Below are 21,853 nucleotides of genomic sequence, written 5' to 3' on the forward strand. Positions count from 1 at the left end.
TCGTGCGACCGGGGCCTCGTCGGGAGCCGCTACGGCACCAGCTGCCCCTTGCCGAGAGCGATCACGCCGCCCTTGGAGACGGTGTACAGCTCCGCGTCACGGTCCGGGTTGACGCCGATCGTCGCGCCCGGCGGCACCTCGACGTTCTTGTCCAGCACCGCCCCGCGCACCACCGCGCCCCGCCCGATGTGCACGTTGTCGTGCAGCACCGAGCCCTGCACCACCGCGCCCGGGTCGACCACCACGCCCGGCGACAGCACGGACCGCGTCACCTGGCCCCGGATCAGACAGCCGGCGCTGATGATCGACTCGCTGGCGATGCCGCCCGCGTTGAACCGGGCCGGCGAGAGCTGCCCGGAGTGGGTGTAGACGGGCCACTGGCGGTTGTAGAGGTTGAACGCGGGGCGCTCGGCGATCAGGTCCATGTGCGCGTCGTAGTACGCGTCGAGCGTGCCGACGTCCCGCCAGTAGCCCTGGTCGCGGCTGGTCTCCCCCGGCACGTGGTTGGTGCTGAAGTCGTACAGATGGGCCTCGCCCCGCTCGGTGAGCTGCGGCAGGATCGAACCGCCCATGTCGTGCACCGAGTCCTCGTCCTCGGCGTCCCGCTGGAGCGCCTCGACGAGCGCCTTGGTCGTGAAGATGTAGTTGCCCATGGAGGCGAACACGCAGTCGGGGTCGTCGGCCAGCCCCGGCGGATCGGCGGGCTTCTCCAGGAAGCGCTCCACGGTGCGCCCGTCGGAACCCGGGGTGATCACGCCGAACGAGGACGACTCCGCGCGCGGCACCCGGATGCCGGCCACGGTGACCCCGGCGCCGCTCTCGATGTGCTGGTTGAGCATCTGGCGCGGGTCCATGCGGTACACGTGGTCGGCGCCGAACACCGCCACGTACTCCGGACGCTCGTCGTAGATCAGGTTCAGCGACTGGAGGATGGCGTCGGCGCTGCCCAGGTACCAGCGGGGGCCGAGCCGCTGCTGCGCGGGGACCGGGGTGACGTAGTTGCCGAGCAGGCTGGACATCCGCCAGGTGGTGGTGACGTGCCGGTCCAGCGAGTGCGACTTGTACTGCGTGAGCACGCAGATCCGCAGGATGTCGCCGTTCACCAGGTTCGACAGCACGAAGTCGACCAGGCGGTACGTGCCGCCGAAGGTGACCGCCGGTTTGGCACGGTCCGCCGTGAGGGGCATCAGGCGCTTGCCCTCGCCGCCCGCCAGCACGATTCCCAGGACCGAAGGACCACCACGACGCATGCCCGTCTCCTCACGCCGAGTTTTCCCATGACTGCCCCGGACGGGCCGGGCTAAGCCTGCCGGAGGATCTCCTCGTAGAGTCCGGCCGTACGGCGGGCCACCGCGTCCCAGCCGAACTCGGTGACCGCGCGCTCCCTGCCCGCCTCGCCCATGACCCGAGCGGTGTCCGGGTCGCCGAGCACCGCGTCCAGCGCACGGGTGAGCCCCGCCTCGAAGCCGTCGTCCACGTCCACCAGCAGGCCGGTCCGCCCGTGGTCCACGACCTCCGGGATGCCCCCGACGCGGGAGGCGACCACGGCGGTTCCGCACGCCATCGCCTCCAGGTTGACGATGCCGAGCGGCTCGTACACGGAGGGGCAGGCGAACACGGTGGCGTGCGTCAGCAGCTGGATCACCTCGGGCCGAGGCAGCATCTGCGGGATCCAGTGCACGCCTTCGCGGACCCGGCTCAGCTCCCCGTACAGCTCGCGGAACTCCCGGTCGATCTCCGGGGTGTCCGGGGCACCCGCGCACAGCACCACCTGCGCGGCCGGGTCGACGTCCCGCACCGCCCGCAGCAGATGCGGCACGCCCTTCTGCCGGGTGATCCGGCCGACGAACAGCACGTACGGCCTGGAGCGGTCGAGTCCGACCCGGTCCAGGGCGTCGGTGCCGGGATCGGGGCGGTACAGGGCGGTGTCGATGCCGTTGTGGACGACGTGCACCCCGGCCGGGTCGAGGGCCGGGTAACACTCCAGGATGTCGTCGCGCATGGCGCCCGAGACGGCGATCACCGCGTCGGCGGCCTCGTAGGCGGTGCGCTCCGCCCAGCTCGACAGGGCGTACCCGCCGCCGAGCTGCTCGGCCTTCCAGGGACGCAGCGGCTCCAGGGAGTGCGCGGTCACCACGTGCGGGATCCCGTACAGCAGCTTGGCGAGGTGGCCGCCGAGGTTGGCGTACCAGGTGTGGGAGTGGACCAGCTCGCGGCCTTCGAGGGCGGCGGCCATGGCGAGGTCGGTCGAGAAGGTGCGCAGGGCGTCGTTGGCGCCGTCGAGCGCGGGCCACGAGCGGTGACGCAGCACGCCGGGGGCGCGGCCCTCGCCCCAGCAGTGCACCTCCAGGTCCACCAGGGACCGCAGCTCCCGGGCCAGGAACTCCACATGGACGCCCGCGCCGCCGTACACGTCCGGGGGGTACTCCCGGGTCAGCAGTCCCACTCGCACCCTGAACCCCCTGTCTGCGCGGACGTCCCTCCCATGGTCACGCAGACGGGGCGCCCGGGGAAGACCGGGGCGGCCGTTCGAAGCAGCAGTCGCCGCAGACGCCTCCGCCGGGGACGCGGTAGTACAGGCAGCAGCTGCGCCGGCGGAAGCCCGTGGCGGTGAGGTTGCCCGCGCCGGAGAGGAGGGGGTGGGCGAGGAGTTCACGGGAGAGCCGGGCGGCGCGGGCGGCGTCGTCGGGGCGGGCGTGGCGGGTGATCTCGCGGGCCGCGGCGGCGAGGGCGGAGGCGGCGTTGCCGCGCAGGAGGGCGGGCGCGACGCGGTGACGGGCGCGCAGGGCGGCAGAGAGGGGTTCGAGGTGGCCGTGCAGGACGACGGCCGCGACGGTCGCCGCGTCACCGGGGAGCGGGCGGACCTCGGGGAGGTGCAGGTCGTCGGGGGCGCTGCCCTCCGGGTCCCAACGGACCGTGTCCGGGGCGAGGTCGGGGACGGAGCCGTGGAGGGCGGCGCAGCCGAGGGCCACGGACCACAGACGCGCGGCGAGACCCTGGTGCGCCACGGAGGCGGCGACGCGGACCTCCTGGGTGCGCAGGGCCGCGGCGACGCGGCCCACGCGGACGGTCAGGGGGTCGGCCCGGTGAACGTCCGGGCGGGCAGGGCCGTATGCCTGGGCGAGCGTGGGAAGGTGGCGGTCGGCGTCCTCCCCCGCGCGCAGCGCGAAGAAGCCACCGAGGGCACGGAGGGCGGTGAGGCGGGGGTCGAGGTCCACGACGTGCAGTAGTACCAAGTCTCTCAGGGGTGGTTGTCAGGGGCCTCGGCCTTCCGACGCCCACCCAGGGGATGACAGGGGCGTCCCGGTACTCCATCGGCAGTAGGACGCATTGGGTGCTCAGGGACGACGACGGGGAACACCCTGACACGGCAAGGTGTTGGTCATGGATGACGACCGTTCGCCGCGCCGGGCAGACCGCCCCCGCCTCACGCAGAGGAGCAGCCGATGAGCGCCCTCGCGTTGTCCGTGGTCCTCTCGTTCGTGTCCGCCGTGGCGTACGCCGGGGGCGCGATCGTGCAGGAGCAGGTGGCGCTGTCGTCGTCCGGCGCGCGGCAGTACGCCCCGCTGCGCCGTCCGGCGTGGTGGGCCGCGGTCGCGCTGAACGGTCTGGGCGCACTCCTGCACGTGGTGGCGCTGGCCTACGGCCCGCTGAGTCTGGTCCAGCCGCTGGGCGCCCTCACGATCGTGTTCGCGCTGCCGATGGCCGCGCTGTTCGTCGGCCGCAGGGCCGGGGCGACCGCCTGGCGGGGGGCCCTGATGGCGACGGTAGGTCTCGCTGGTCTGCTGGCGCTGGTCGGCGCGTCGGGCTCGCAGTCGCTGGACGGCCCGCAGCGGGTCGCGGCGGCCGTGGCCACGGCGGCGGCGGTCGTGACGCTGATGGTCGCGGCGCGCGCGGTGCACCGGCACCCGGCGGTGCGCAGCATCCTGCTGGCGACGGCGGCCGGTGTCGCGTTCGGCATGTCCTCCGTCTTCACCAAGACGGTCGCGGTGGACTGGACGGGCGGGGTGTCGGCGGGCGACCTGCCGTCCCTCGCGGTGATCGGTGTGCTGGCGACGGCGGGCATGCTGCTGTCCCAGGCGTCCTACCGGGGCGCGGGCCTGGCGGCCCCGCTGGCGACGCTCACCGTGGTGAACCCGGTGGTGGCGGCGGCGGTCGGCATCACGATGTTCGGAGAGACCTTCCGGTACGGCACGACCGGCACGGCGCTGGCGCTGAGCTGTGGGGTGGTGGCGGCGGGCGGACTGATCCTGCTGACGACGGAGCGGCTGGCGCGGGAGGGTGCCGCGGGCGCGGCGGTTCCCGTGGAGACGCGGACCGTGCCCGCACCGGTGGCGACGGCCGGGCGGGAGGCGGAGGATGCCGCAGCCGAGCTGCTGCTGGCGGATCTGAAGGTGCCGGAGGACGTGACGCTCCCCGAGGTCGTCCCGCCGCCCGCCACCGTGCCCGCGGCGGCGGCCGGGCCGGACGCGGCGGACCCGGCGGCGGTACCGGTCATGCCGTACGCGCCCTTCTACGGCGGCCCCTACGTGCCGGTGCCGGTGGGCGACCGGCACCTGGCACGCGCCAGACCGTGAGCGCCCGCGCCAGACCGTGACCGCACGCGCCAGACCGTGAGCGCCCGCGTCAGACCGTGACCGCCCGCGTCAGGACCTGACCGCTCGGTCAGATCTTGACGCCGCCGGCGCGCAGGTAGGCCAGCGGGTCGACGTCCGATCCGAATCCGGGCCCCGTCCGCACCTCGAAGTGCAGATGCGGGCCCGAGCTGTTGCCCGTGGAACCGGACCGCCCGATGCGCTGCCCCGCGCCGACGGACTGGCCGTTCTTCACGGAGATCGCCGACAGATGGGCGTACTGGCTGAACCGGCCGTCGGCGTGCCGCACGACGACCTGGTAGCCGAACGACCCCTCCCAGCCCGCGGCGACGACGGTGCCGGCGCCGACCGACTTCACGGGCGTGCCGGTGGGCACGGGGAAGTCCACGCCGGTGTGGTAGCCCTTCGACCAGGAGGACCCGGCTTTGTGGTACGGCGTGCCGAGGGCGGCGCTGACGGGGGCGACGCGGTTGGCGGCGGTGGAGGCGGAGGACGAACCGGAGCGGTCGGCGCGGTCCTGGGTCCGCTTCTCCGTCTTGGAGGGGGCCTTCTTCTCCGTCTTGGAGGAGGCCTTCTTCTCCGTCTTCCTGTCGTTCTCGCTCTTGGGGGCGGCCTTCTTGCCCGACGGCTTCGGTGACGGGGCGGCGGGCCCGGCGGGCGCCTCGGCCGTGCCGCCGGACGCGGCGGTTCCGCCGGTGAGCCTGAGCCGCTGGCCCGGGATGATGAGGTCGGGGTCGGCACCGACGGTGGATCTGTTGGCCTCGTAGAGCCCCTGCCAGCCCCCGCGGACGCGCTCCTGCTCGGCGATGCCGGAGAGGGTGTCGCCCGAGACCACGGTGTACATCTCGGCGCGGCCGGCGCGGGCCTGGGGCGTGGTCTGCGGCCGTACGTCCTCGACGGAGGTGCGGCGGTCGTCGCGCTGGGCGCGGTCCGGGCGGCCGGTGGCCGGGCGGATGTCCGGATCCGCCCCGTCGCGGGTCAGTCCGGCGCGTACCGAGCAGGTCGGCCAGGCGCCGGGGCCCTGTCCGTCGAGGACCTTCTCGGCGATCGCGATCTGCTGGTCCTTGGTGGCCAGATCCGCCCGGGGCGCGTACCGGGTACCGCCGAACGCCTCCCACGTGGACTGGCTGAACTGCAGTCCGCCGTAGTAGCCGTTGCCGGTGTTGACGTCCCAGTTGTCGGTCGACTCGCAGGCGGCGACCTTCTCCCAGGTCTCCACGTCGGCGGCCTGCGCCGTTCCCGTGCCCATGAGCGGCAGGGCCATGCCCGCGCCACCTACGGTGACGGTGAGCGAGGCCCGGTTGATCCTGTTCGGCTGATACCGGCGGTGCCGGCCGCGCACGGCCATGGAATCCCCCTCGACAATGCGTCAGGAGGGGCAAAAGTAAGCGCTGCGAACAGGCCGTGACAAGGCGGCTATCGGCCGCACGGATGCGCCAAATGGCGTGGTTGATACGCCCGTTGCGCCCTTGTTTGCCACCGGAGGGGAGCGTGCGCGGGCGCCTGCCGCCGGGCGCGGGTGCGTGTCGCGGCGCGCGCCGGAGGGGCGCGCGGAGGGGGTGGCCGGCCGCAACGGGACGGGCCGGGCATCAGATGACCGGCCGGAACGCTGAGTACGGAGGGCACCTTCGTGCGTATGTGCCTGCGCGGGTCCCGGACGACCCGCGCATGCGCACGCGAGTGCGGCACGCGAGGATGGTCGATGTCAGGACCGGCGGGCGTCCACCCGGCAGCACCGGCACCCGGCGGCACCGATACCGAGGTCACCAGGAGTCACCCTTATGAGCAGTTCAGCGCAGATCGGCGTCACCGGGCTCGCGGTCATGGGCCGCAACCTCGCACGGAATTTCGCCCGCAACGGCTACACGGTCGCGGTGCACAACCGGACCGCGTCCCGCACGCACGCGCTGGTGGAGGAGTTCGGGCACGAGGGCAGCTTCGTGGCGGCCGAGACGGCCAAGGAGTTCGTCGCGGCGCTGGAGCGGCCCAGGCGCCTGGTCGTGATGGTGAAGGCCGGGGAGCCGACCGACGCGGTGATCGAGGAGTTCGCCCCGCTGCTGGAACCCGGCGACATGATCATCGACGGTGGCAACGCGCACTTCGCGGACACCCGCCGTCGGGAGCGGGCGCTGCGGGAGCAGGGCATCCACTTCGTCGGCATGGGCGTCTCCGGCGGTGAGGAGGGCGCGCTGAACGGCCCGAGCATCATGCCGGGCGGCCCGAAGGAGTCGTACGACTCGCTGGGCCCGATGCTGGAGAAGATCTCCGCGAAGGCGAAGGACGGCTCGCCGTGCGTGACGCACGTGGGCCCGGACGGCGCCGGCCACTTCGTGAAGATGGTGCACAACGGCATCGAGTACGCGGACATGCAGCTGATCGGTGAGGCGTACCAGCTGCTGAGGGACGTCGCCGGGTACTCCCCCGCGCAGATCGCGGACATCTTCCGCACCTGGAACACGGGCCGGCTGGACTCGTACCTGATCGAGATCACCGCGGAGGTGCTGTCGCACGTGGACGCGGCGACGGGCAAGCCGTTCGTCGACGTGGTGGTGGACCAGGCGGAGCAGAAGGGCACGGGCCGCTGGACCGTGCAGATCGCCCTGGACCTGGGCGTGCCGGTGTCGGGCATCGCGGAGGCGGTGTTCGCCCGCTCCCTGTCGGGCCACGCGGCGCTGCGGGAGGCCTCGCAGGGCCTGGCGGGCCCGAAGCCGGTGCCGATGAGCGAGTCGGAGGCGTCGGCGTTCGCCGACCGGGTGGAGCAGGCGCTGTACGCGTCGAAGATCGTGTCGTACACCCAGGGCTTCCACCAGATCGCCGCCGGCAGCCAGGAGTACGGCTGGGACATCGACCTCGGCGCGGTGTCGGCCATCTGGCGCGACGGATGCATCATCCGCGCGGCGTTCCTGGACCGCATTCGGGCGGCGTACGACACGCGGGCGGACCTGCCGAGCCTGCTGTCGGACGAGACGTTCGCCCGCGAGATCGCGGAGGCTCAGGACGACTGGCGCGAGGTCCTGATCGCGGCGACCCGCCAGGGCGTCCCGGCCCCCGGCTTCGCGGCCGCCCTCGCCTACTACGACGCACTCCGCGCGGAACGCCTCCCTGCGGCTCTGACCCAGGGCCAGCGGGACTTCTTCGGCGCACACACGTACCGCCGCGCGGACCGCGACGGCTCGTTCCACACGCTGTGGGGCGGGGACCGGTCGGAGGTGTCGGCGTAGGGCGCGGGGCCGGCCGTCTCCCGCCCGCGCGGGCAGGCGAGGGCCGGCCGCGCAGTTCCCCGCGCCCCTGATCGCGTTGCGGCGAGGCCCGGCAACCCCGCCCGCGTGGGCCGGTGGGGGCTGCTCGCGCAGTTCCACACACCGACACGGGCGGAAGCAGCTCGTGCCCCGAAGGGGCGCGGGGAACTGCGCGAGCAACCCCCACACACCCGCACCAGCGCAAGCGGGCCCCGCCCCCAAGGGGCGCGGGGAACTGCGCGAGCAACCCCGACGCACCCGCTCTTGCGGAAACTCAGGTGAGCGGAGGCCCAGGCTCCGGACTCGGCACCGGTTCCGGCCCCGGCGGAATCGGGGACGGCGACGGTTCAGGCGGCGGCTCCGGCTGCGGCGGATTGGGCCCGGGCGGGTGAGGCCCCGGCGGATTGGGCCCGGGCGGCTGAGGCCCAGGTCCAGGCGGCGGCTGGGGCGGCGCAGGCCCTGGCTCAGGTGCAGGACCCGGCTCAGGGGTCGGCGGCTGTGCGGGATCCGGCCCCGGAGCGGGACCAGGCGTAGGCCCCGGCGGCACAGGATCCGGGTACGGGTTCGTCATGACGCGTGTCCTCCGACCGTCCGTTCGACGTGACGTGTGCTCCGGACTACTCCCCGCCTACCCGGCGCCCCCGCGCACAGTCACCCGGGTCACCCGGGCGCGTGACGAGAGGACGCACGGGGCCGTTCGGACGTACCTCTCAGAACCGCTCGGGATGCGCGGCAAGCCACGCCTTGGCCGCGCGCAGCAGCTCCGGATCGGCAGCGGGAGCCTCCTCCGGATGCCGTGAGGCCCACCGGACGACGTAGGGACACAGCGGCGCGACCACGACACCCTCACGAGCGGCGAGGACGTACAGCTCACGGGCGAGCGACCCGGCGATTCCCTTGCCCTCGTGGGCGGGCTCGACGACGGTGTGCACCGGCACCAGAGCGGAGGCCGGCTCGTCGAGAACGAAGTACTCGATCCGTCCGACGACCTCACCGCCCTCGACCGCCTCGAGGCGCCCGGCGTCCCGGTCGTCGCGGATCTCGATCCCGTCCATACCCGTCACTCCCCTGCTCCTCGGTCGTCGCCCCGGCACCACTCAGACCGTGGCCGTGGCCACCGCCTGCGGGCTGCGCTCCTGGTCCGACCCGGGTACCGGCTCGGAGGGGTCGGCGCCGAGGGCGACGATACGGTTGCCGGCGTCCACATGGACGACGCGCGGTTCGAGTGCCCGCGCCTCGGCGTCGGTCACCTGGGCGTAGCTGATGATGATCACCAGGTCGCCGGGGTGCACGAGGTGGGCGGCGGCCCCGTTGATGCCGACCACACCGGATCCGCGCTCCCCCTCGATGACGTACGTCTCGAGCCGGGCGCCGTTGGTGATGTCGACGATGTGCACGAGCTCACCGGGCAGCAGATCGGCGGCGTCGAGCAGGTCCGCGTCGATCGTCACGGATCCCACGTAGTGCAGGTCGGCCTGGGTGACGGTGGCACGGTGGATCTTGGACTTGAACATGGTGCGCAGCACGTTGGACTCCTGGAAGTCGTGGCTCCCTGCCTGCTTTGTGCAGGTCAAGGGCGTTGTTCACTGTACACCGACACTCCTCGCACTCGAAGATGCCGAGAACTCGTAACACGATCTTGCTGGTGTGCTGCGGCTGGTCCGGGGGCGCTGTTGAGTAGGTCGCCGGTGCCGAGGTCGTTCACGGGCTACGCCGTAGTCATGCCGGGATGAAGCTCGGCCACCAGGGCGGGACGTTGCCCGGGCACAACGGGGCGGTGTAGGAGTCCGGCATGCCGAGCCAGGTGACAAGGAACCAGGTGAACCACAGCGTGAAGATGAGCCCTGCAGTCAGGGCTGCCCTGCGGTGACGTCTTCCGAGGGTGCTGTGCAGGATCACCCACGGAACCGCAGCGGCGATCCATATGAGAGGCGCAAGAAACAGGCCGGTACTCAAAAAAGTCCTTGCGGCCGTCCGCGGTGGTGAAGTCGTTGGGCAGGTCGGTCCCCGCGACCGTCTGGTACGCCGACACGGACGCCGTCGCGCCCAGCGGCAGCTTCTGGGAGAGGGCGTTGTTGCGGCCGTCCCATCCGTACGTGGTCGTGTTCCCGCCCGTGCCGTCCGCGCCGGTGCCCATGGCGTCGATGGCGGTCTGGGTGAGGTGGTTCTTGTACGTGGCGTGGCGGGAGTGGCCGAGCGGGTCGGTGACCTTGGTGACTTCGCCGTCCGCATCGTGAATGTACTTCGTGGCGTCGCCGTCCGGATCGGTGACCGTGGTCGTCGCCGCATCCGCCGATGTGGCGGCCGTGTAGTCGTAGCGCCAGGTCGGGCCCGTGTGGCCGCTCGACGTCGACTCGGTGGCGCGCTGCATGGAGGTGACGCGGTTGTGGCCGTCGTAGGTGAACAGGGTGACCGTGCCCTCGGGGGTGGTCACCTTCGTCACCCGACGGAGGAGTCGTACTCGTAGGCGGTGGCCTTGCCGGCCGTGTCCGTCACCTTGGCCAGGTTCCCGGCCCCGTCGAGGTCGAGGACGGCGGTGCGGCCTGTGTGGTCCTTGGCCTGCCACTGGTTCGGGTAGGTCTTGACCAGGTCGATCCAACGGCCCGAGCGGGTCTCGGTGAGCTTGAAGCCCTTGTGCTCGGCGCCCTCGTCGTGCTGGTCGACGGTGATCGTGCCGTCGTTCCTGTCCGTCACCCTCGTGAGGGTGCCGTGCTCGCTGTACGTGTCCTTCGAGCCGGACCTGCGGTCGGTCAGGGTGTAGATCCCGTCCGCGTTCTTCCTCAGGTCCTTCGAGTAACCGGCCGGCGTCGTGTACGTGCCGTCGGCGTTGGCCGTGGAGTGCAGCAGCTCGCCGGTGGCGTCGAAGACGCCCACCTCACCGTCCTTCACCTGGAGGTAGCACTCATACGCCTGCCACCACGGCTGCGACACCTTCCCCCACGGGGGTTCCAGGGAGTTGTAGGTGCGGGTCAACTGGAGTCTCTGGCCGACGCCCGCGATGTCGAAGTCCGTGGCCGCCAGCATCAGGTTGCCGGTCGAGACGTTCACCCACGCCACCAGCGCGTCGTTCAGACGGGTGTCGACGATCTGATGCCAGGGCACCTCGCCCTGGCCCTCGGGCAGGTAGTCAGTGGCGACAGCATCTGCCGACCGGACACCGCTTGAGGCACTGCGCCGCAGCCCTCGCTCCGACGCCGTGGTCTTCGGCCAGCAGCCGCTGGCCGCGCGCCTGCGCGAGCGGCGTGCTGGGTGGGCAGTTGTACAACCTCTGCGGACAGGCCGGATGCGGACCCGGGGTGTTCACCGTGCCGCTCGCCCGTCGCGGTCACCGCGTGACCGGAGTGGACCTGAGCCCGGCCATGCTGGACCGGGCACGCAAGCGGTCGGCCGACGCCGGTGCGGAGGTGACGTACGTGCGGGCCGACGCCCGCGAGTACGAGGCACCGGGTGGCTTCGACGTCGTCCTCGACATGTTCACCTCCTTCGGGTACTTCGAGGACCCCGCCGACAACGCGCGCGTGTTGCGCACCATGTACACCTGCCTGGCTCCCGGCGGCAAGCTCGTCCTCGACCTCACCGGGAAGGAGCTCCTGGCCCGCAGGGTCACCCCGCCCAAGGTGGTGCGGCGGGGCGACGACCTGATGGTGCAGACCGACACCGTGCTGGACGAGTGGGCGCGCCTGCGCAGCGAGTGGGTGCTGGTCGCTGGTCCGGGGCGAGCGAGTGACGCGGGCCACCTTGACGTGGTTCGCGTACAGCGCGGTGGAGCTGCCGCGGATGGCCGAGGAGACGGGTTTCGGCCGCGTGGAGGTCTTCGGCGGGTTCGACGGGCGCCCCTACGACGAGAGTGCCGAGCGGCTCGTCCCTCGGGCGGTCTGCGAAGCGTGAGGGAGGCAAAGGGCGTGCGGCCGGGTCCGCACGCCCTTTGCCGTCGGCTCGGAGGACCGTAGGATCACCTGGTCATCGCCGCGACGGGAGACAGGAAGCCGGTGCGAATCCGGCACGGTCCCGCCACTGTGACCGGGGAGCGCCCCTCCGACATGCCACTGCGCACCGCGCGGGAAGGCGGAGGGAACGTCGATCCGGGAGTCAGGACACTGGTCCGTCGCGGGCCCGATCCGAGGAGCGCGGACTCCAGGAGGCTTCACGTGTCCCAGCTGTTCACCCCTGCCCGCACGCGCGGGTTCCGTCGTGCCACGGCCGCTGCCATGGCACTGTCGTCCATGCTGCTGACCACCGGCTGCGGTGCGTCCGACGAGGGCGGCGGGGACGCGAAGGCCACCGCAGCCGCGTCCGAGGGCTTCCCGGTCACCGTCGACAACTGCGGCGTGAAGACGACGTACGACAAGCCTCCGTCTCGGGTGGTCACCATCCACCAGCACCCGGCGGAACTCATGCTCGCCCTCGGCCTGAAGGACCGCATGGTCGGCACGGCCTTCCCCGACTCCGCCGTCCTGCCCGAGCTGGAGAGGGACTACGAGTCCGTACCGGAACTGGCGGAGAGGGAACCGTCCTTCGAGAAGGTCCTGGACGCCGAACCCGACCTCGTCTACGGCGGCTACGGCAGCGCCTTCGACGAGAAGGAGGGCCGCTCCCGCAAGGCGTTCGCCGACGCGGGCATCGACACCTACCTCAACCGCGAGTACTGCGGCGGGAAGCGGGTGACGATGAAGGACACCTACGACGAGATCCGCACCATCGGCACGATCTTCGGCGTCCCGGACCGGGCCGACGACCTGGTCACCGACCTCGAGGTCCGCGTCGCCAAGGCCGCCGACAAGGTCCAGAGCGAGCCCGAGCTGTCCGTCTTCGTCTACGACAGCGGCGACAAGAGCGCCTTCACCGCGGGCGGCAAGAGCCTGGGCACCGAGCTTATCCGGCTGGCCGGCGGCGAGAACGTCTTCGCCGACCTCGACGACGTCTTCGGCGACGTCTCCTGGGAGCAGGTCGTCGAACGCAAACCGGAAGTCATCGCGATCTACGACTACGCGGGCGCCGGAAGCGTGAAGGAGAAGAAGGAGTACCTGCTCTCCCAGCCCGCGCTCGCCGACGTACCCGCCATCAGGAACAAGCGGTTCGTCGTCCTGCCGCTGACCGCCACCCTGGTCGGCATCCGCTCGGCCTACGCGGTCGAGGACCTGGCCCGCGGACTGCACCCCGAGAGCTTCCGGTGACCCAGGCCGCCACGGGCACGCCCGCCGAAGAGGCGGCGCCTCGGCGGAAGACCACCAGGCCGGAGACAGGCCGTACACGGCTGGCCGTCACACTGCTGGCACTCACGGCGTTGCTCGTCGTCTCCGCCACGGCGGGCCTCGCGATCGGCTCCGTCCGGGTGCCGCCCGGCCAGGTGTGGGGCATCGTGACGCACGCGCTGGGCGCCGACTGGCAGCAGCCGGACTGGTCGCGGGCCCGGGAGACCATCGTGGTGGACGTGCGGGCGCCGCGGGTGCTGCTCGGTGCGGTCACCGGCGCCGGCCTGGCGGTCATCGGTACGGCTCTGCAGGCACTGGTGCGCAACCCGCTCGCCGAGCCGTACCTGCTCGGCGTCTCTTCGGGGGCGTCGCTCGGCGCGGTCTCCGTGATCGTGTTCGGGGTCACCTTCTTCGGGCCCCTCTCCCTGTCGATGGCCGCCTTCGTGGGCGCCCTGGGCGCGCTCCTGCTCGTGTACGCCACCGCCCGCACCGGCGGACGCATCACCTCGGCACGGCTGGTGCTGTCCGGAGTAGCGATCGCGGCGGTACTCACCGCAGTCCTCGATCTGCTGCTGCTCACCACCGCCCGGGGCAACGAGGCCCGCGCGGTCCTCGCCTGGACCCTCGGCGGTCTCGGCGGCGTCAACTGGGGCTCGCTGTGGCTGCCGAGCACGGCCCTCCTGCTCGGCATCGGCGTCCTCATGATCCAGGCCCGCAACCTGAACCTGCTGCTGGCCGGCGAGGAGGCGGCCACCACGATGGGGCTGGACGTGGCCCGGTTCCGCGCCCGCCTGTTCGTCCTGCTCTCCCTCGTCACGGGTGTGCTGGTCGCAGCGGCCGGACCGATCGGCTTCGTCGGCCTGATGATGCCCCACATCGTGCGCCTGTTCGTCGGCGGCGACCACCGCCGGGTCCTGCCGACGGCGGCACTCGGCGGAGCGGTCTTCCTCATCTGGTCCGACATCGCCGCACGGACCATCGCCGCACCGATGGAAATACCCGTCGGCGTGCTCACGGCCCTGTGCGGCGGACCGTTCTTCCTGTGGCTGATGCGCCGGGACGCCCGACGCGGCACCGACCGAGGAGTGGCATGACCGCGACCGAACTGAGCGTCGACGGCGTCACGCTCACCGCCGGAGCCCGCCACCTGGTCCGCGACGTCTCCCTGACCGCCCGCCCGGGCGAGACCATCGGGCTCGTCGGCCCCAACGGCAGCGGCAAGTCCAGCCTCCTGCGCACCGTCTACCGCGTCCTGCGCCCCGACACCGGTCAGGTCCGGGTCGACGGAGGCGACGCCTGGTCGCTTCCGGTGCGGCAACTGGCCCGCACCGTGGCGGCGGTGGTCCAGGACTCGGCCGCCGACTTCGACCTCGCCGTCCGCGAGGTCGTCGCCATGGGCCGCACCCCGCACAAACGGCTCCTCGCCGGCGACACCCCCGAGGACGCCGGCCTCATCGACTCCGCGCTCCTCGCGGTCGACGCCGTCCACCTGGCCGGCCGCCCCTTCGACCGGCTCTCCGGCGGCGAGCGCCAGCGCGTCCTCATCGCGCGCGCCCTCGCCCAGCAGCCCACCCTCCTCGTCCTCGACGAACCCACCAACCACCTCGACGTCCGGCACCAGCTGTCCGTGCTCGACACCCTGCGCCGTCTGCCCGCGACCGTGCTGCTCGCCCTGCACGACCTGAACCTGGCCGCCTACTACTGCGACCGCCTCTACGTCCTGCACCACGGCGAGGTCACCGCCTCCGGCCCACCCGCCGAGATCCTCACCCCCGGGCTCCTGGCCGAGGTCTACGGAGTGGCGGCGGAAGTATCCACCCATCCGCGCACGGGCGCCCCGCAGGTGACGTTCCTCCCCGAAGAGCCACGCAACTGAAGGCCCCCGACTACCGCGTGCGTCCGCGCGACCTGGTGCCGCATCGGGCGACGAACACCCTGGACGATCTGCGACGATGACGCCATGGACGAGGGCGTCATTCCCATTCTTCGCGTCGAGGACGCCGCTGCGGCGGTCGCCTGGTACGAGCGGCTGGGCTTCGCCAAGCAGTGGGAACACCGCTACGAACCGGGGCTTCCCGCGTTCGTCGAGGTCGCCCGGGGCGGGGTGCGGTTGTTCTTGTCGGAGCACAAGGGCGATGCCAGTCCCGACACGCTCGTCTACCTCCGCGTTCGTGATGTCGAGGCCATTGCCTCCGAGTTCGGGGTGCAGGCGAAGGACGCTCCGTGGGCGCGTGAGATTGAGCTGCACGACCCTGACGGCAACCGGCTTCGGATCGGCACGCCGGCGGAATGACACTCACCAGCAGTGCACAACAGGGAAGCTGTGCAGGTGGCTGAGCAAGTACGCGTCCGCGAGACAGATGACAACGACCCTCCACAACATCGTGCGCCGTGGCGAGCGGGCTTCTCACCCGTGCGACATGCGCGAAGCAAGCTGCCGTGAAGCCGCCGACCGGGAGTACGAATGCCAGACTGCCCCGGCCAGATGCTGACTGGATGCTGACGTACCTGATGATTTTGTCGGGTAAGTCAAGAGGCTGTCCGGCCAGTGGGGGCCGTGGACGCGATGATCTCCCGCGACACCGCGGCTCTGCGCTCAGCCGCGTGGACAAGAGGCCCGCTCACCCGACCACTGGAAACTCGCTCCCACAATCGGCCCGTGGGACTCCATGAGCTGCGTCGGCGAGCTGCCGGCCACCGTGAAGACTCATGGGCCGACCCCTCCCTGCCGCCGGCGATAGCCGGCGTGATCCGCGCCCCACGGCCGGCTGCGCGCCACCGAGGCCAGGGGCAGCGCAGCGGTTCGGCGAGGACCCAGTCCCGCCGCGCGTGCACCTGGTGGACGCCGAGGCAGACGTCCCGCACACGGGCAGCAAGGAGGAACGATGACAGCACGCCTCGAAACGATGGTCCGCACCGGCACGCGGATCTCCGAGCAGTCAGCGGTGACCGGCGTGGAGTTGCCGGCGGGGCCAGGAACTGCTGCCGGATCTCGCAGTTCTGGCGGCCGGGGGCGATTGCGAGGGGCGTGTCGGCCCGCTGGGGCAGCGTCCCGGCTCGGTGGCGAGGGGCCTGACCGACCACCGCGACGTCGACCGCGCCGAGGTGATCGCCGATGCCCAGTCCGCCGGCCGCTACCGCAGGATCCGCCGTCCGCTGGTGATCGCCGATCCGGACCGTCTGCTGATCGCCACCCGCGCCGGCGGCAGGGCGGCCGGACAGCAGGTCGACATCCGGCACCTGAAGCCCCCGGAACGCTACCGGCTGTTGTGGGGGGTGGCCGACGGCCTGGAGCCGGCGATGTCCTGGGTACCGGCGCACAGGGCGCGGTCCACAAGCCCGCGGACGGCCCGCTCGGCGGCGAGCAGCTGCTCGCCGCTGCCGGTGCCGTTGGCGACGACGACGACCGAGCGGCGCCCGTCTGCGGAGAAGCCGGTGCGCACCGTGAATCCCTCCAGGTCCCCTCCATGGCCCCAGGTATCGCCGCCGCAGGTCAGCGGCTGCTGCATCAGTCCCAGGCCGTACCGCAGGCCGGGAAACCCCACCTGGAAGTTGTCGCTGACGGGCACGGTCCTGCGCATCTCCGCAAGCTGGGCGGGAGGCAGCAGGCGCCCGCCGAGCAGGGCGGTGAAGAAGCGGTCCACGTCTCGTTCGGTGCCGACAAGGGCAGCGGCCGCGTCCACTTGGGAGATGTTCCTGGCCGTGGTGTCGGTCCAGGTGACCGAGCCGGGGAACAGGTGGTAGGTGTGGGCGTGCGGCGGCTTCAGGTACGGGTCGTCGCCTGGGGCGTAGGTGCCAGTCAGGCCGAGCGGCCGGACGATGCGGTCGCGTACCTCCTCGGCCCAGGGCCGCCCGGTGGCCTTCTCGATGACCATCCCGGCGAGGACATAGCCGATGTTGGAGTAGTTCCAGTCGGGCTTGGGCGCATCGGCCGGTGCGGGTGGGAAATCCGGCCGGTGGCGCACCGCGCCGGCGACCAGTTGCTCGGCGTCCCAGTGGTCAAATCGTGTCCGCTCAAAATCAGCTGCGGTGTTCCCGGTGTCCTCTTCGGGACCGTAGTTGTGGATGCCGCTGGTGTGCTGCAATAGATTCCTGACGGTGATGAGGCTGCCATCGTTGCCGTTGCCGCTCACCACACCCGGCAGCCAGCGCTCGACGGTGTCGTCCAGGGACAGGCGGCCCTCGGCGACGAGTTGCAGCACCACGGTGGCCACGAACGTCTTGGTGACGCTGCCGATCCTGAACTCCGCCCCGCGGGGCACTGGGCGGCCGGTGTGCAGCTCGGCCTTGCCCGCTCGGGCGTGTACTGTGCGGGCGCCGTCACGCACCCGCACTGTGATGCCGACGAACCCACCCTCTGCAAGGACGCGGGCCGTCTCGCGTTGGAGCTGCCGGGAGGTGAGCCGGCCGGCCGCGGAGGCCGCGGTGTCCGCAGACGCCGGGTGGGGGGCGGCCGCAGTACCAGGCGCGAGTGCCGTGGACGCGACGGCGCCGGCGAGGAGAGCGGCGGTGGCAAGGCGGGCCCGCGAGGTCTTCCGTATTGCCTTCATGCCTTCACACTCTGTCGCGGCGGGTCGGCTGCGCCCATGGCGGCAGCCTCCGAGCGGGTGTGGGGACACCCCCATGGCTCAGGCCGGGCCAGCCGAGTAACACGTTGTTTCACTTGGCGAGTCGGCGGTGGGCGATGAGGGCTGCGGCTATGCCGACGAAGGCGAGGAAGTGTTCGGCCTTGCGTTCGTAGCGGCGGTGCAGGCCGGCTGTTCCCGGACTCTTCGCGGTCTGCTCGGGCGAGCCGCCGACGCCGGAGCCGTGTGCGCGCGTGGGTTACAGTGGACCAGAACTTGACACGTCAACTAAGCGCCCGGCCCACGCGAGTCCCGAGCGCGAGGCAGCGGTGGACATGAGAAGAAGACAGCGGGCGGTTCCGGCCGCTCAACGCCTCCTCGGCGATCGCCCGCGCGAGCCGCGCGGGCCGAGGCGCTCCGCCTGGAGGTGGATCCCCTTCCTCCCTCTGAGCGCGGCGGCCTTCTCGGTCGCCTGGCTCAACCGCGCACCGTGGTGGGGATGGGGGCTGGTCGTCGCCTGTCTCGTCGCGCTCGGTCTCACCACCCGCTGGTGGCTCCGGGGCCCCGCCCTGCTCAAGGCAGGGGCCTGGTTGCTCGCGGGAGCGGTCCTGTGCACCACTGCCGTACTCGCCTACCCCCCGGCGGAGAACCGCGCCGCCGGGAGCGCCGATCCCCGGCCGTCCCGGACCGTTCCCACGCGGGAGGGGCCGGTCAGGGGGGTCCTCAACGACGAGCGCGACGTCGAGATCTTCGCGGGGGTCCCCTACGCCCGGCCTCCCGTCGGCGACCGGCGATGGCGACCGCCGCAGCCTCCCGAACCGCGCTCGGATCTGCTCACCGCCGACCGGTTCTCCGATGTTCCCGTCCAGGGCACGTCCACCTTCCTCACCCGCGCGCTGTCCCAGGTGGTGGAAGCACCGCTGGAGGGGACCCTCCTCAATCCGTATCCGGTGAGTGAGGACAGCCTGTACCTCAACATCTGGCGCAGCACCCACCCCTCGGCGGCGAAGCTTCCCGTCATCGTCTACATCCCCGGCGGCGGATTCGCCACCGGCTCCGGAGCCCTGCCGCTCTACGACGGCGAGTCGCTGGCGTCCAGAGGCGAGGCGATCACCGTCACGATCAACTACCGCCTCGGCGTGCTCGGCTTCCTGTCGCACCCCGGCCTCGCCGAGGAGTCCGGTGTCGGCGCCTCGGGCAACTACGGGCTGCTCGACCAGATCGCCGCCCTCCGGTGGCTGCGGCAGAACATCGCGGCATTCGGGGGCGACCCCGAGCGTGTGACGATCGCCGGCGAGTCCGCGGGCGGTGAAAGCGTCTGCATCCTCGGCGCGACGCCCCGTGCCAAGGGACTGGTGCACGGTGTCATCGGCGGCAGCGGAGCCTGCATGGGGACGCTCGGCGACACCGACCGAGGCGATCAGTACGACACCCGGCCGGCGGCGGAAGCGGCGGGGACGGACCTGAGTGAGCGGTTGGGCGGCGCCACCGTGGAGGAGATGCGCCGCATGCCCGCGGACCGGGTCGTGGAAGCGGCCGAACCCCTGAAAGGTCACTGGCGCCCGTCCGTCGACGGGTACGTCCTCGACCGGGTGCCCGCGGACATCTATGCGGCGGGCGACCAGTCGGACGTACCGGTCCTCGTCGGGAGCAACGCGGACGAGGCCTCCCTCGCTCTGCTCAGTCCTCCGGACGCCGACGTCGACGACTACCGGCAGGCGGTCCGCGAAGAGCACGGCTCTGACGCCGAGTTGTTCCTCCGCCTCTACCCCGGCGACACCGAGGAGCAGGTACTCGATTCCCTCCTCCGGGCCGAGACCGACAAGGTGATGACCCGCGCCATGCGCCGATGGGCGATGCTGCAGACGCACTCGGGCAACGCCGACGCCTACACCTACCACTTCACGCACGTCCCCCCGGAGGCCGGTCTGCGACGGTTCGGCGCCTATCACGGGGCGGAGGTGATGTACGCGTACGACAACCTCGGCGAGGACGGCGACGCCGCGTACGACGAGCGTGACTTCACCCTGCGCGACCAGATGAGCGGCTACTGGATCAACTTCGCGCGCACCGGGGATCCGAACGGGCCGGGGCTTCCGCACTGGCCCACCTTCCAGGAGGAGACGGACAAGGTCATGAGATTCGACGCCGGCAGCGCCGTGGCGCCCCGGCCCCGGCCGGACGCCGTCGACTTCTGGCTGCGCCACGAAGGCCCTCTGCCGTGACGGCGTAACCCACTCGGCGGAGCCGGTCGCCCGGCGAACCGCATCGTCTTCCCGTCCGCACACGAACCCAGGGAGCACCATGGCCGTCACCACGACGTCATCCCGTGACCAGCACGTTTTCATCGACAAGTCCGACCCCGAAGTGTTCCGCGCCCTGGCTCGGACCGCGCAGGCGGCAGGTGCGGCGGCCACTCGCGTGGGCCTGTCGGCCGGCCTGGTGGAACTGGTCAACATCCGCGTCTCCCAGATCAACGGATGCGCGTACTGCCTGCGCGTCCACACGCGTACGGCGCTCGAGGCCGGCGAGACGGCGCAGCGCCTGGGTCTTCTGCCGGCCTGGCGCGAGACGGAGGTCTTCACCCCCGCGGAGCGCGCCGCACTGGCGTTGGCAGAGGCGACGACGAACCTTCAGGACTCCGCACGAGGCTCCGCGGCGGCAGCCGCACGCGACGACCTGACCGACGAGCAGATCTCGGCCGTCCTCTGGGTCGCGATCAGCATCAACGCGTTCAACCGCGTCTCGATCATGAGTGGTCATCCGGTGAAGACGGCCTGACAGCGTCGCAGGCGGCCCCAGTGGCCGTTTGCACGCCGCCATGACATTCTAGTTGACCTGACAACCAAATCGTGGAGGTACCTTTCGTGAGCAACACGGAGACCGATGCCGCCGCTCTGCGCTGCGGCGCTTCCGTCGACGGGGGCCGTCCCGCAGGGTCCCTCGGAGTCGACGTCCTGTCGGCGCGAGAGGTCCCCCTCGGCGGTCCACGAGCGATGCACGTGCGGAGGACCCTGCCCCAGCGTGCGCGCACTTTGATCGGCGCCTGGTGCTTCGCCGACCACTTCGGCCCGCACGAGGTCGCGGCACAGGGATCCATGGACCTGCCTCCGCATCCGCACACCGGCCTGCAGACCGTGAGCTGGCTGTTCAGCGGCACGTTCGAGCACCGTGACACCCTGGGCACCCACGCCCATATCCGGCCCGGCGAAGTGAATCTCATGACCGGCGGTCACGGCATCGCCCACTCGGAGGTCTCCACCCCGGACACCACCGTCATCCACGGCGTGCAACTGTGGGTCGCGCTGCCGGAGGAACACCGCGACGCCGCGCGCGACTTCCAGCACCACGCACCCGAACTCACCCGGGTCGACGGAGCCGGCATCAGGGTCTTCCTGGGCTCGCTCGCCGGACAGACCTCCCCGGTCAGGACCTTCACGCCGCTGCTCGGCGCCGAGATCGTCCTCGAACCCCGCGCGACGCTCGCTCTGTCCGTGGACGCGGCTTTCGAGCACGGCCTTCTCGTGGACACCGGGGAGATCGACCTGGCCGGCACTCCGCTGCGGTCCGCCGAACTCGGTTACCTTCCGCCCGGCGCGGAGACGGTGACCATGGCGAACGAGACCGACGCCCCGGCGCGGGCCGTCCTCCTCGGAGGGCCTCCCTTCGGGGAGGAGATCGTCATGTGGTGGAACTTCATCGGCCGCAGTCACGAGGACATCGTGAGAGCCCGCGAGGACTGGGAAGCCTCCTCCGATCGCTTCGGGGTCATCGAGGACTCCCCCGTCGGCCGGCTACCCGCACCCGCCCTGCCCAACGCCGTCATCACACCGCGCCGGAACCCACCGACCCGCTGAGTCCCCTGACGAAAGGCACACCATGAGCGATTCCTCCACCACCACGACCGTCGAGCGCAAGGACGGCGACCACCGCTACGAGATCCTCGTCGACGGGCGTCGCGCGGGTCTGACCGCGTACCGCGATCTGAACGGGCAGCGCGTCTTCTACCACACGGAGATCGACGAGGCCTTCGCCGGCCAAGGGCTGGCCTCGCAGTTGGTCCAGCAGGCACTCGACGACGTCCGCGCATCCGGGATGCGGATCGTCCCTGTCTGCCCCTACGTCTCCACGTTCCTCAAGCGCCACGACGAGTTCGCGGACATCACCGACCGGGTCACCCCGGACGTCCGGCGGTGGCTGAGGACACAGCTCGGCTGAGTGCCCGTCCGGCCGCCGGCACGGAAGGGCGGGCATGAGCCGGC

The 21,853-nt window shown here is 71.6% G+C and carries 18 protein-coding genes, 2 pseudogenes and 1 riboswitch; of the genes and pseudogenes, 11 read left to right on the top strand and 9 right to left on the bottom strand.

The window, feature by feature from the left end:
• Positions 1–29: 29 nt before the first annotated feature.
• Genes glgC through ACF1AG_RS17750 form a run of 3 tightly spaced genes read right to left on the bottom strand, consistent with a single transcriptional unit; the run spans position 30 to position 3,236 of the window.
• The gene (gene glgC / locus ACF1AG_RS17740; protein WP_359600352.1) at positions 30–1,250 is read right to left on the bottom strand and encodes a glucose-1-phosphate adenylyltransferase; all 1,221 of its coding nucleotides are present in this window, start codon (positions 1,248–1,250) and stop codon (positions 30–32) included.
• 50 nt (positions 1,251–1,300) lie between these two features.
• The gene (glgA, locus tag ACF1AG_RS17745; RefSeq protein ID WP_359600350.1) at positions 1,301–2,452 is read right to left on the bottom strand and encodes a glycogen synthase; all 1,152 of its coding nucleotides are present in this window, start codon (positions 2,450–2,452) and stop codon (positions 1,301–1,303) included.
• Positions 2,453–2,489: 37 nt separating this feature from the next.
• Positions 2,490–3,236, bottom strand: a complete 747-nt coding sequence (locus ACF1AG_RS17750) for a (2Fe-2S)-binding protein (protein ID WP_359600349.1) — start codon at positions 3,234–3,236, stop codon at positions 2,490–2,492.
• A gap of 210 nt (positions 3,237–3,446) precedes the next feature.
• On the opposite strand from ACF1AG_RS17750, the gene ACF1AG_RS17755 reads away from it, so the two are divergent.
• A complete protein-coding gene (locus ACF1AG_RS17755) occupies positions 3,447–4,577 on the top strand; it encodes a DMT family transporter (RefSeq protein ID WP_359600347.1) in 1,131 nt (376 codons plus the stop codon).
• A gap of 88 nt (positions 4,578–4,665) precedes the next feature.
• On the opposite strand, the gene ACF1AG_RS17760 is transcribed toward ACF1AG_RS17755, so the two are convergent.
• A complete protein-coding gene (locus tag ACF1AG_RS17760; protein WP_391810011.1) occupies positions 4,666–5,943 on the bottom strand; it encodes a transglycosylase family protein in 1,278 nt (425 codons plus the stop codon).
• A gap of 433 nt (positions 5,944–6,376) precedes the next feature.
• Here ACF1AG_RS17760 and gndA point away from each other — a divergent pair, with 433 nt between their 5' ends.
• Positions 6,377–7,816 carry an NADP-dependent phosphogluconate dehydrogenase gene (gndA, locus tag ACF1AG_RS17765; protein ID WP_359600344.1) on the top strand — a complete coding sequence of 480 codons (1,440 nt, stop codon included), beginning with the start codon at positions 6,377–6,379 and terminating at the stop codon, positions 7,814–7,816.
• Positions 7,817–8,544: 728 nt separating this feature from the next.
• Here the strand turns inward: gndA and ACF1AG_RS17770 are convergent.
• From ACF1AG_RS17770 to ACF1AG_RS17780, 3 genes and pseudogenes are all read right to left on the bottom strand, one after another.
• On the bottom strand, positions 8,545–8,889 hold the full coding sequence (locus tag ACF1AG_RS17770; RefSeq protein WP_359600391.1) for a GNAT family N-acetyltransferase: 345 nt from the start codon (positions 8,887–8,889) through the stop codon (positions 8,545–8,547).
• A 42-nt stretch (positions 8,890–8,931) separates the two neighbouring features.
• Complete coding sequence (gene panD / locus ACF1AG_RS17775; RefSeq protein WP_387795287.1) at positions 8,932–9,360, bottom strand: aspartate 1-decarboxylase; 429 nt, start codon at positions 9,358–9,360, stop codon at positions 8,932–8,934.
• 422 nt (positions 9,361–9,782) lie between these two features.
• Positions 9,783–11,014: pseudogene (locus ACF1AG_RS17780) on the bottom strand (DUF6531 domain-containing protein); the annotation flags it as partial.
• 152 nt (positions 11,015–11,166) lie between these two features.
• On the opposite strand from ACF1AG_RS17780, the gene ACF1AG_RS17785 reads away from it, so the two are divergent.
• The 5 genes from ACF1AG_RS17785 (at position 11,167) to ACF1AG_RS17805 (ending at position 15,319) form a co-directional block, all read left to right on the top strand.
• Positions 11,167–11,784, top strand: coding sequence for a class I SAM-dependent methyltransferase (locus tag ACF1AG_RS17785; protein WP_391810012.1), 618 nt, complete (start codon positions 11,167–11,169; stop codon positions 11,782–11,784).
• 28 nt (positions 11,785–11,812) lie between these two features.
• A riboswitch (cobalamin riboswitch) is annotated at positions 11,813–11,934 on the top strand.
• Between the two features lie 108 nt (positions 11,935–12,042).
• Positions 12,043–13,008 carry an ABC transporter substrate-binding protein gene (locus tag ACF1AG_RS17790; RefSeq protein WP_391810059.1) on the top strand — a complete coding sequence of 322 codons (966 nt, stop codon included), beginning with the start codon at positions 12,043–12,045 and terminating at the stop codon, positions 13,006–13,008.
• Positions 13,005–14,120 carry a FecCD family ABC transporter permease gene (locus tag ACF1AG_RS17795; protein WP_387795226.1) on the top strand — a complete coding sequence of 372 codons (1,116 nt, stop codon included), beginning with the start codon at positions 13,005–13,007 and terminating at the stop codon, positions 14,118–14,120. Before ACF1AG_RS17790 ends, ACF1AG_RS17795 begins: the two co-directional genes overlap by 4 nt.
• Complete coding sequence (locus ACF1AG_RS17800; RefSeq protein ID WP_387795227.1) at positions 14,117–14,902, top strand: ABC transporter ATP-binding protein; 786 nt, start codon at positions 14,117–14,119, stop codon at positions 14,900–14,902. The genes ACF1AG_RS17795 and ACF1AG_RS17800 overlap by 4 nt, the downstream gene beginning before the upstream one ends.
• 84 nt (positions 14,903–14,986) lie before the next feature.
• Entirely contained in the window at positions 14,987–15,319 is a 333-nt protein-coding gene (locus ACF1AG_RS17805; protein ID WP_359601880.1) for a glyoxalase superfamily protein, read from the top strand.
• Positions 15,320–16,283: 964 nt separating this feature from the next.
• On the opposite strand, the gene ACF1AG_RS17810 is transcribed toward ACF1AG_RS17805, so the two are convergent.
• Together ACF1AG_RS17810 and ACF1AG_RS17815 are read right to left on the bottom strand one after the other, a co-directional pair.
• Complete coding sequence (locus ACF1AG_RS17810) at positions 16,284–17,576, bottom strand: serine hydrolase domain-containing protein (RefSeq protein WP_391810013.1); 1,293 nt, start codon at positions 17,574–17,576, stop codon at positions 16,284–16,286.
• 109 nt (positions 17,577–17,685) lie between these two features.
• Positions 17,686–17,790, bottom strand: a pseudogene (locus tag ACF1AG_RS17815) (IS5/IS1182 family transposase); the annotation flags it as partial.
• 136 nt (positions 17,791–17,926) lie between these two features.
• On the opposite strand from ACF1AG_RS17815, the gene ACF1AG_RS17820 reads away from it, so the two are divergent.
• The 4 genes from ACF1AG_RS17820 to ACF1AG_RS17835 all read left to right on the top strand — a co-directional run bounded on the left by ACF1AG_RS17820 (position 17,927) and on the right by ACF1AG_RS17835 (position 21,809).
• Complete coding sequence (locus ACF1AG_RS17820; RefSeq protein WP_391810014.1) at positions 17,927–19,816, top strand: carboxylesterase family protein; 1,890 nt, start codon at positions 17,927–17,929, stop codon at positions 19,814–19,816.
• A 79-nt stretch (positions 19,817–19,895) separates the two neighbouring features.
• Positions 19,896–20,372 carry a carboxymuconolactone decarboxylase family protein gene (locus tag ACF1AG_RS17825; RefSeq protein ID WP_391810015.1) on the top strand — a complete coding sequence of 159 codons (477 nt, stop codon included), beginning with the start codon at positions 19,896–19,898 and terminating at the stop codon, positions 20,370–20,372.
• 86 nt (positions 20,373–20,458) lie between these two features.
• Positions 20,459–21,448, top strand: coding sequence for a pirin family protein (locus ACF1AG_RS17830; RefSeq protein WP_391810016.1), 990 nt, complete (start codon positions 20,459–20,461; stop codon positions 21,446–21,448).
• Positions 21,449–21,470: 22 nt separating this feature from the next.
• Positions 21,471–21,809, top strand: coding sequence for a GNAT family N-acetyltransferase (locus ACF1AG_RS17835; protein WP_387795230.1), 339 nt, complete (start codon positions 21,471–21,473; stop codon positions 21,807–21,809).
• Positions 21,810–21,853: the final 44 nt, after the last annotated feature.

The sequence above is a fragment of the Streptomyces sp. NPDC014764 genome (assembly GCF_043082785.1).
Lineage (GTDB): Bacteria > Actinomycetota > Actinomycetes > Streptomycetales > Streptomycetaceae > Streptomyces > Streptomyces althioticus.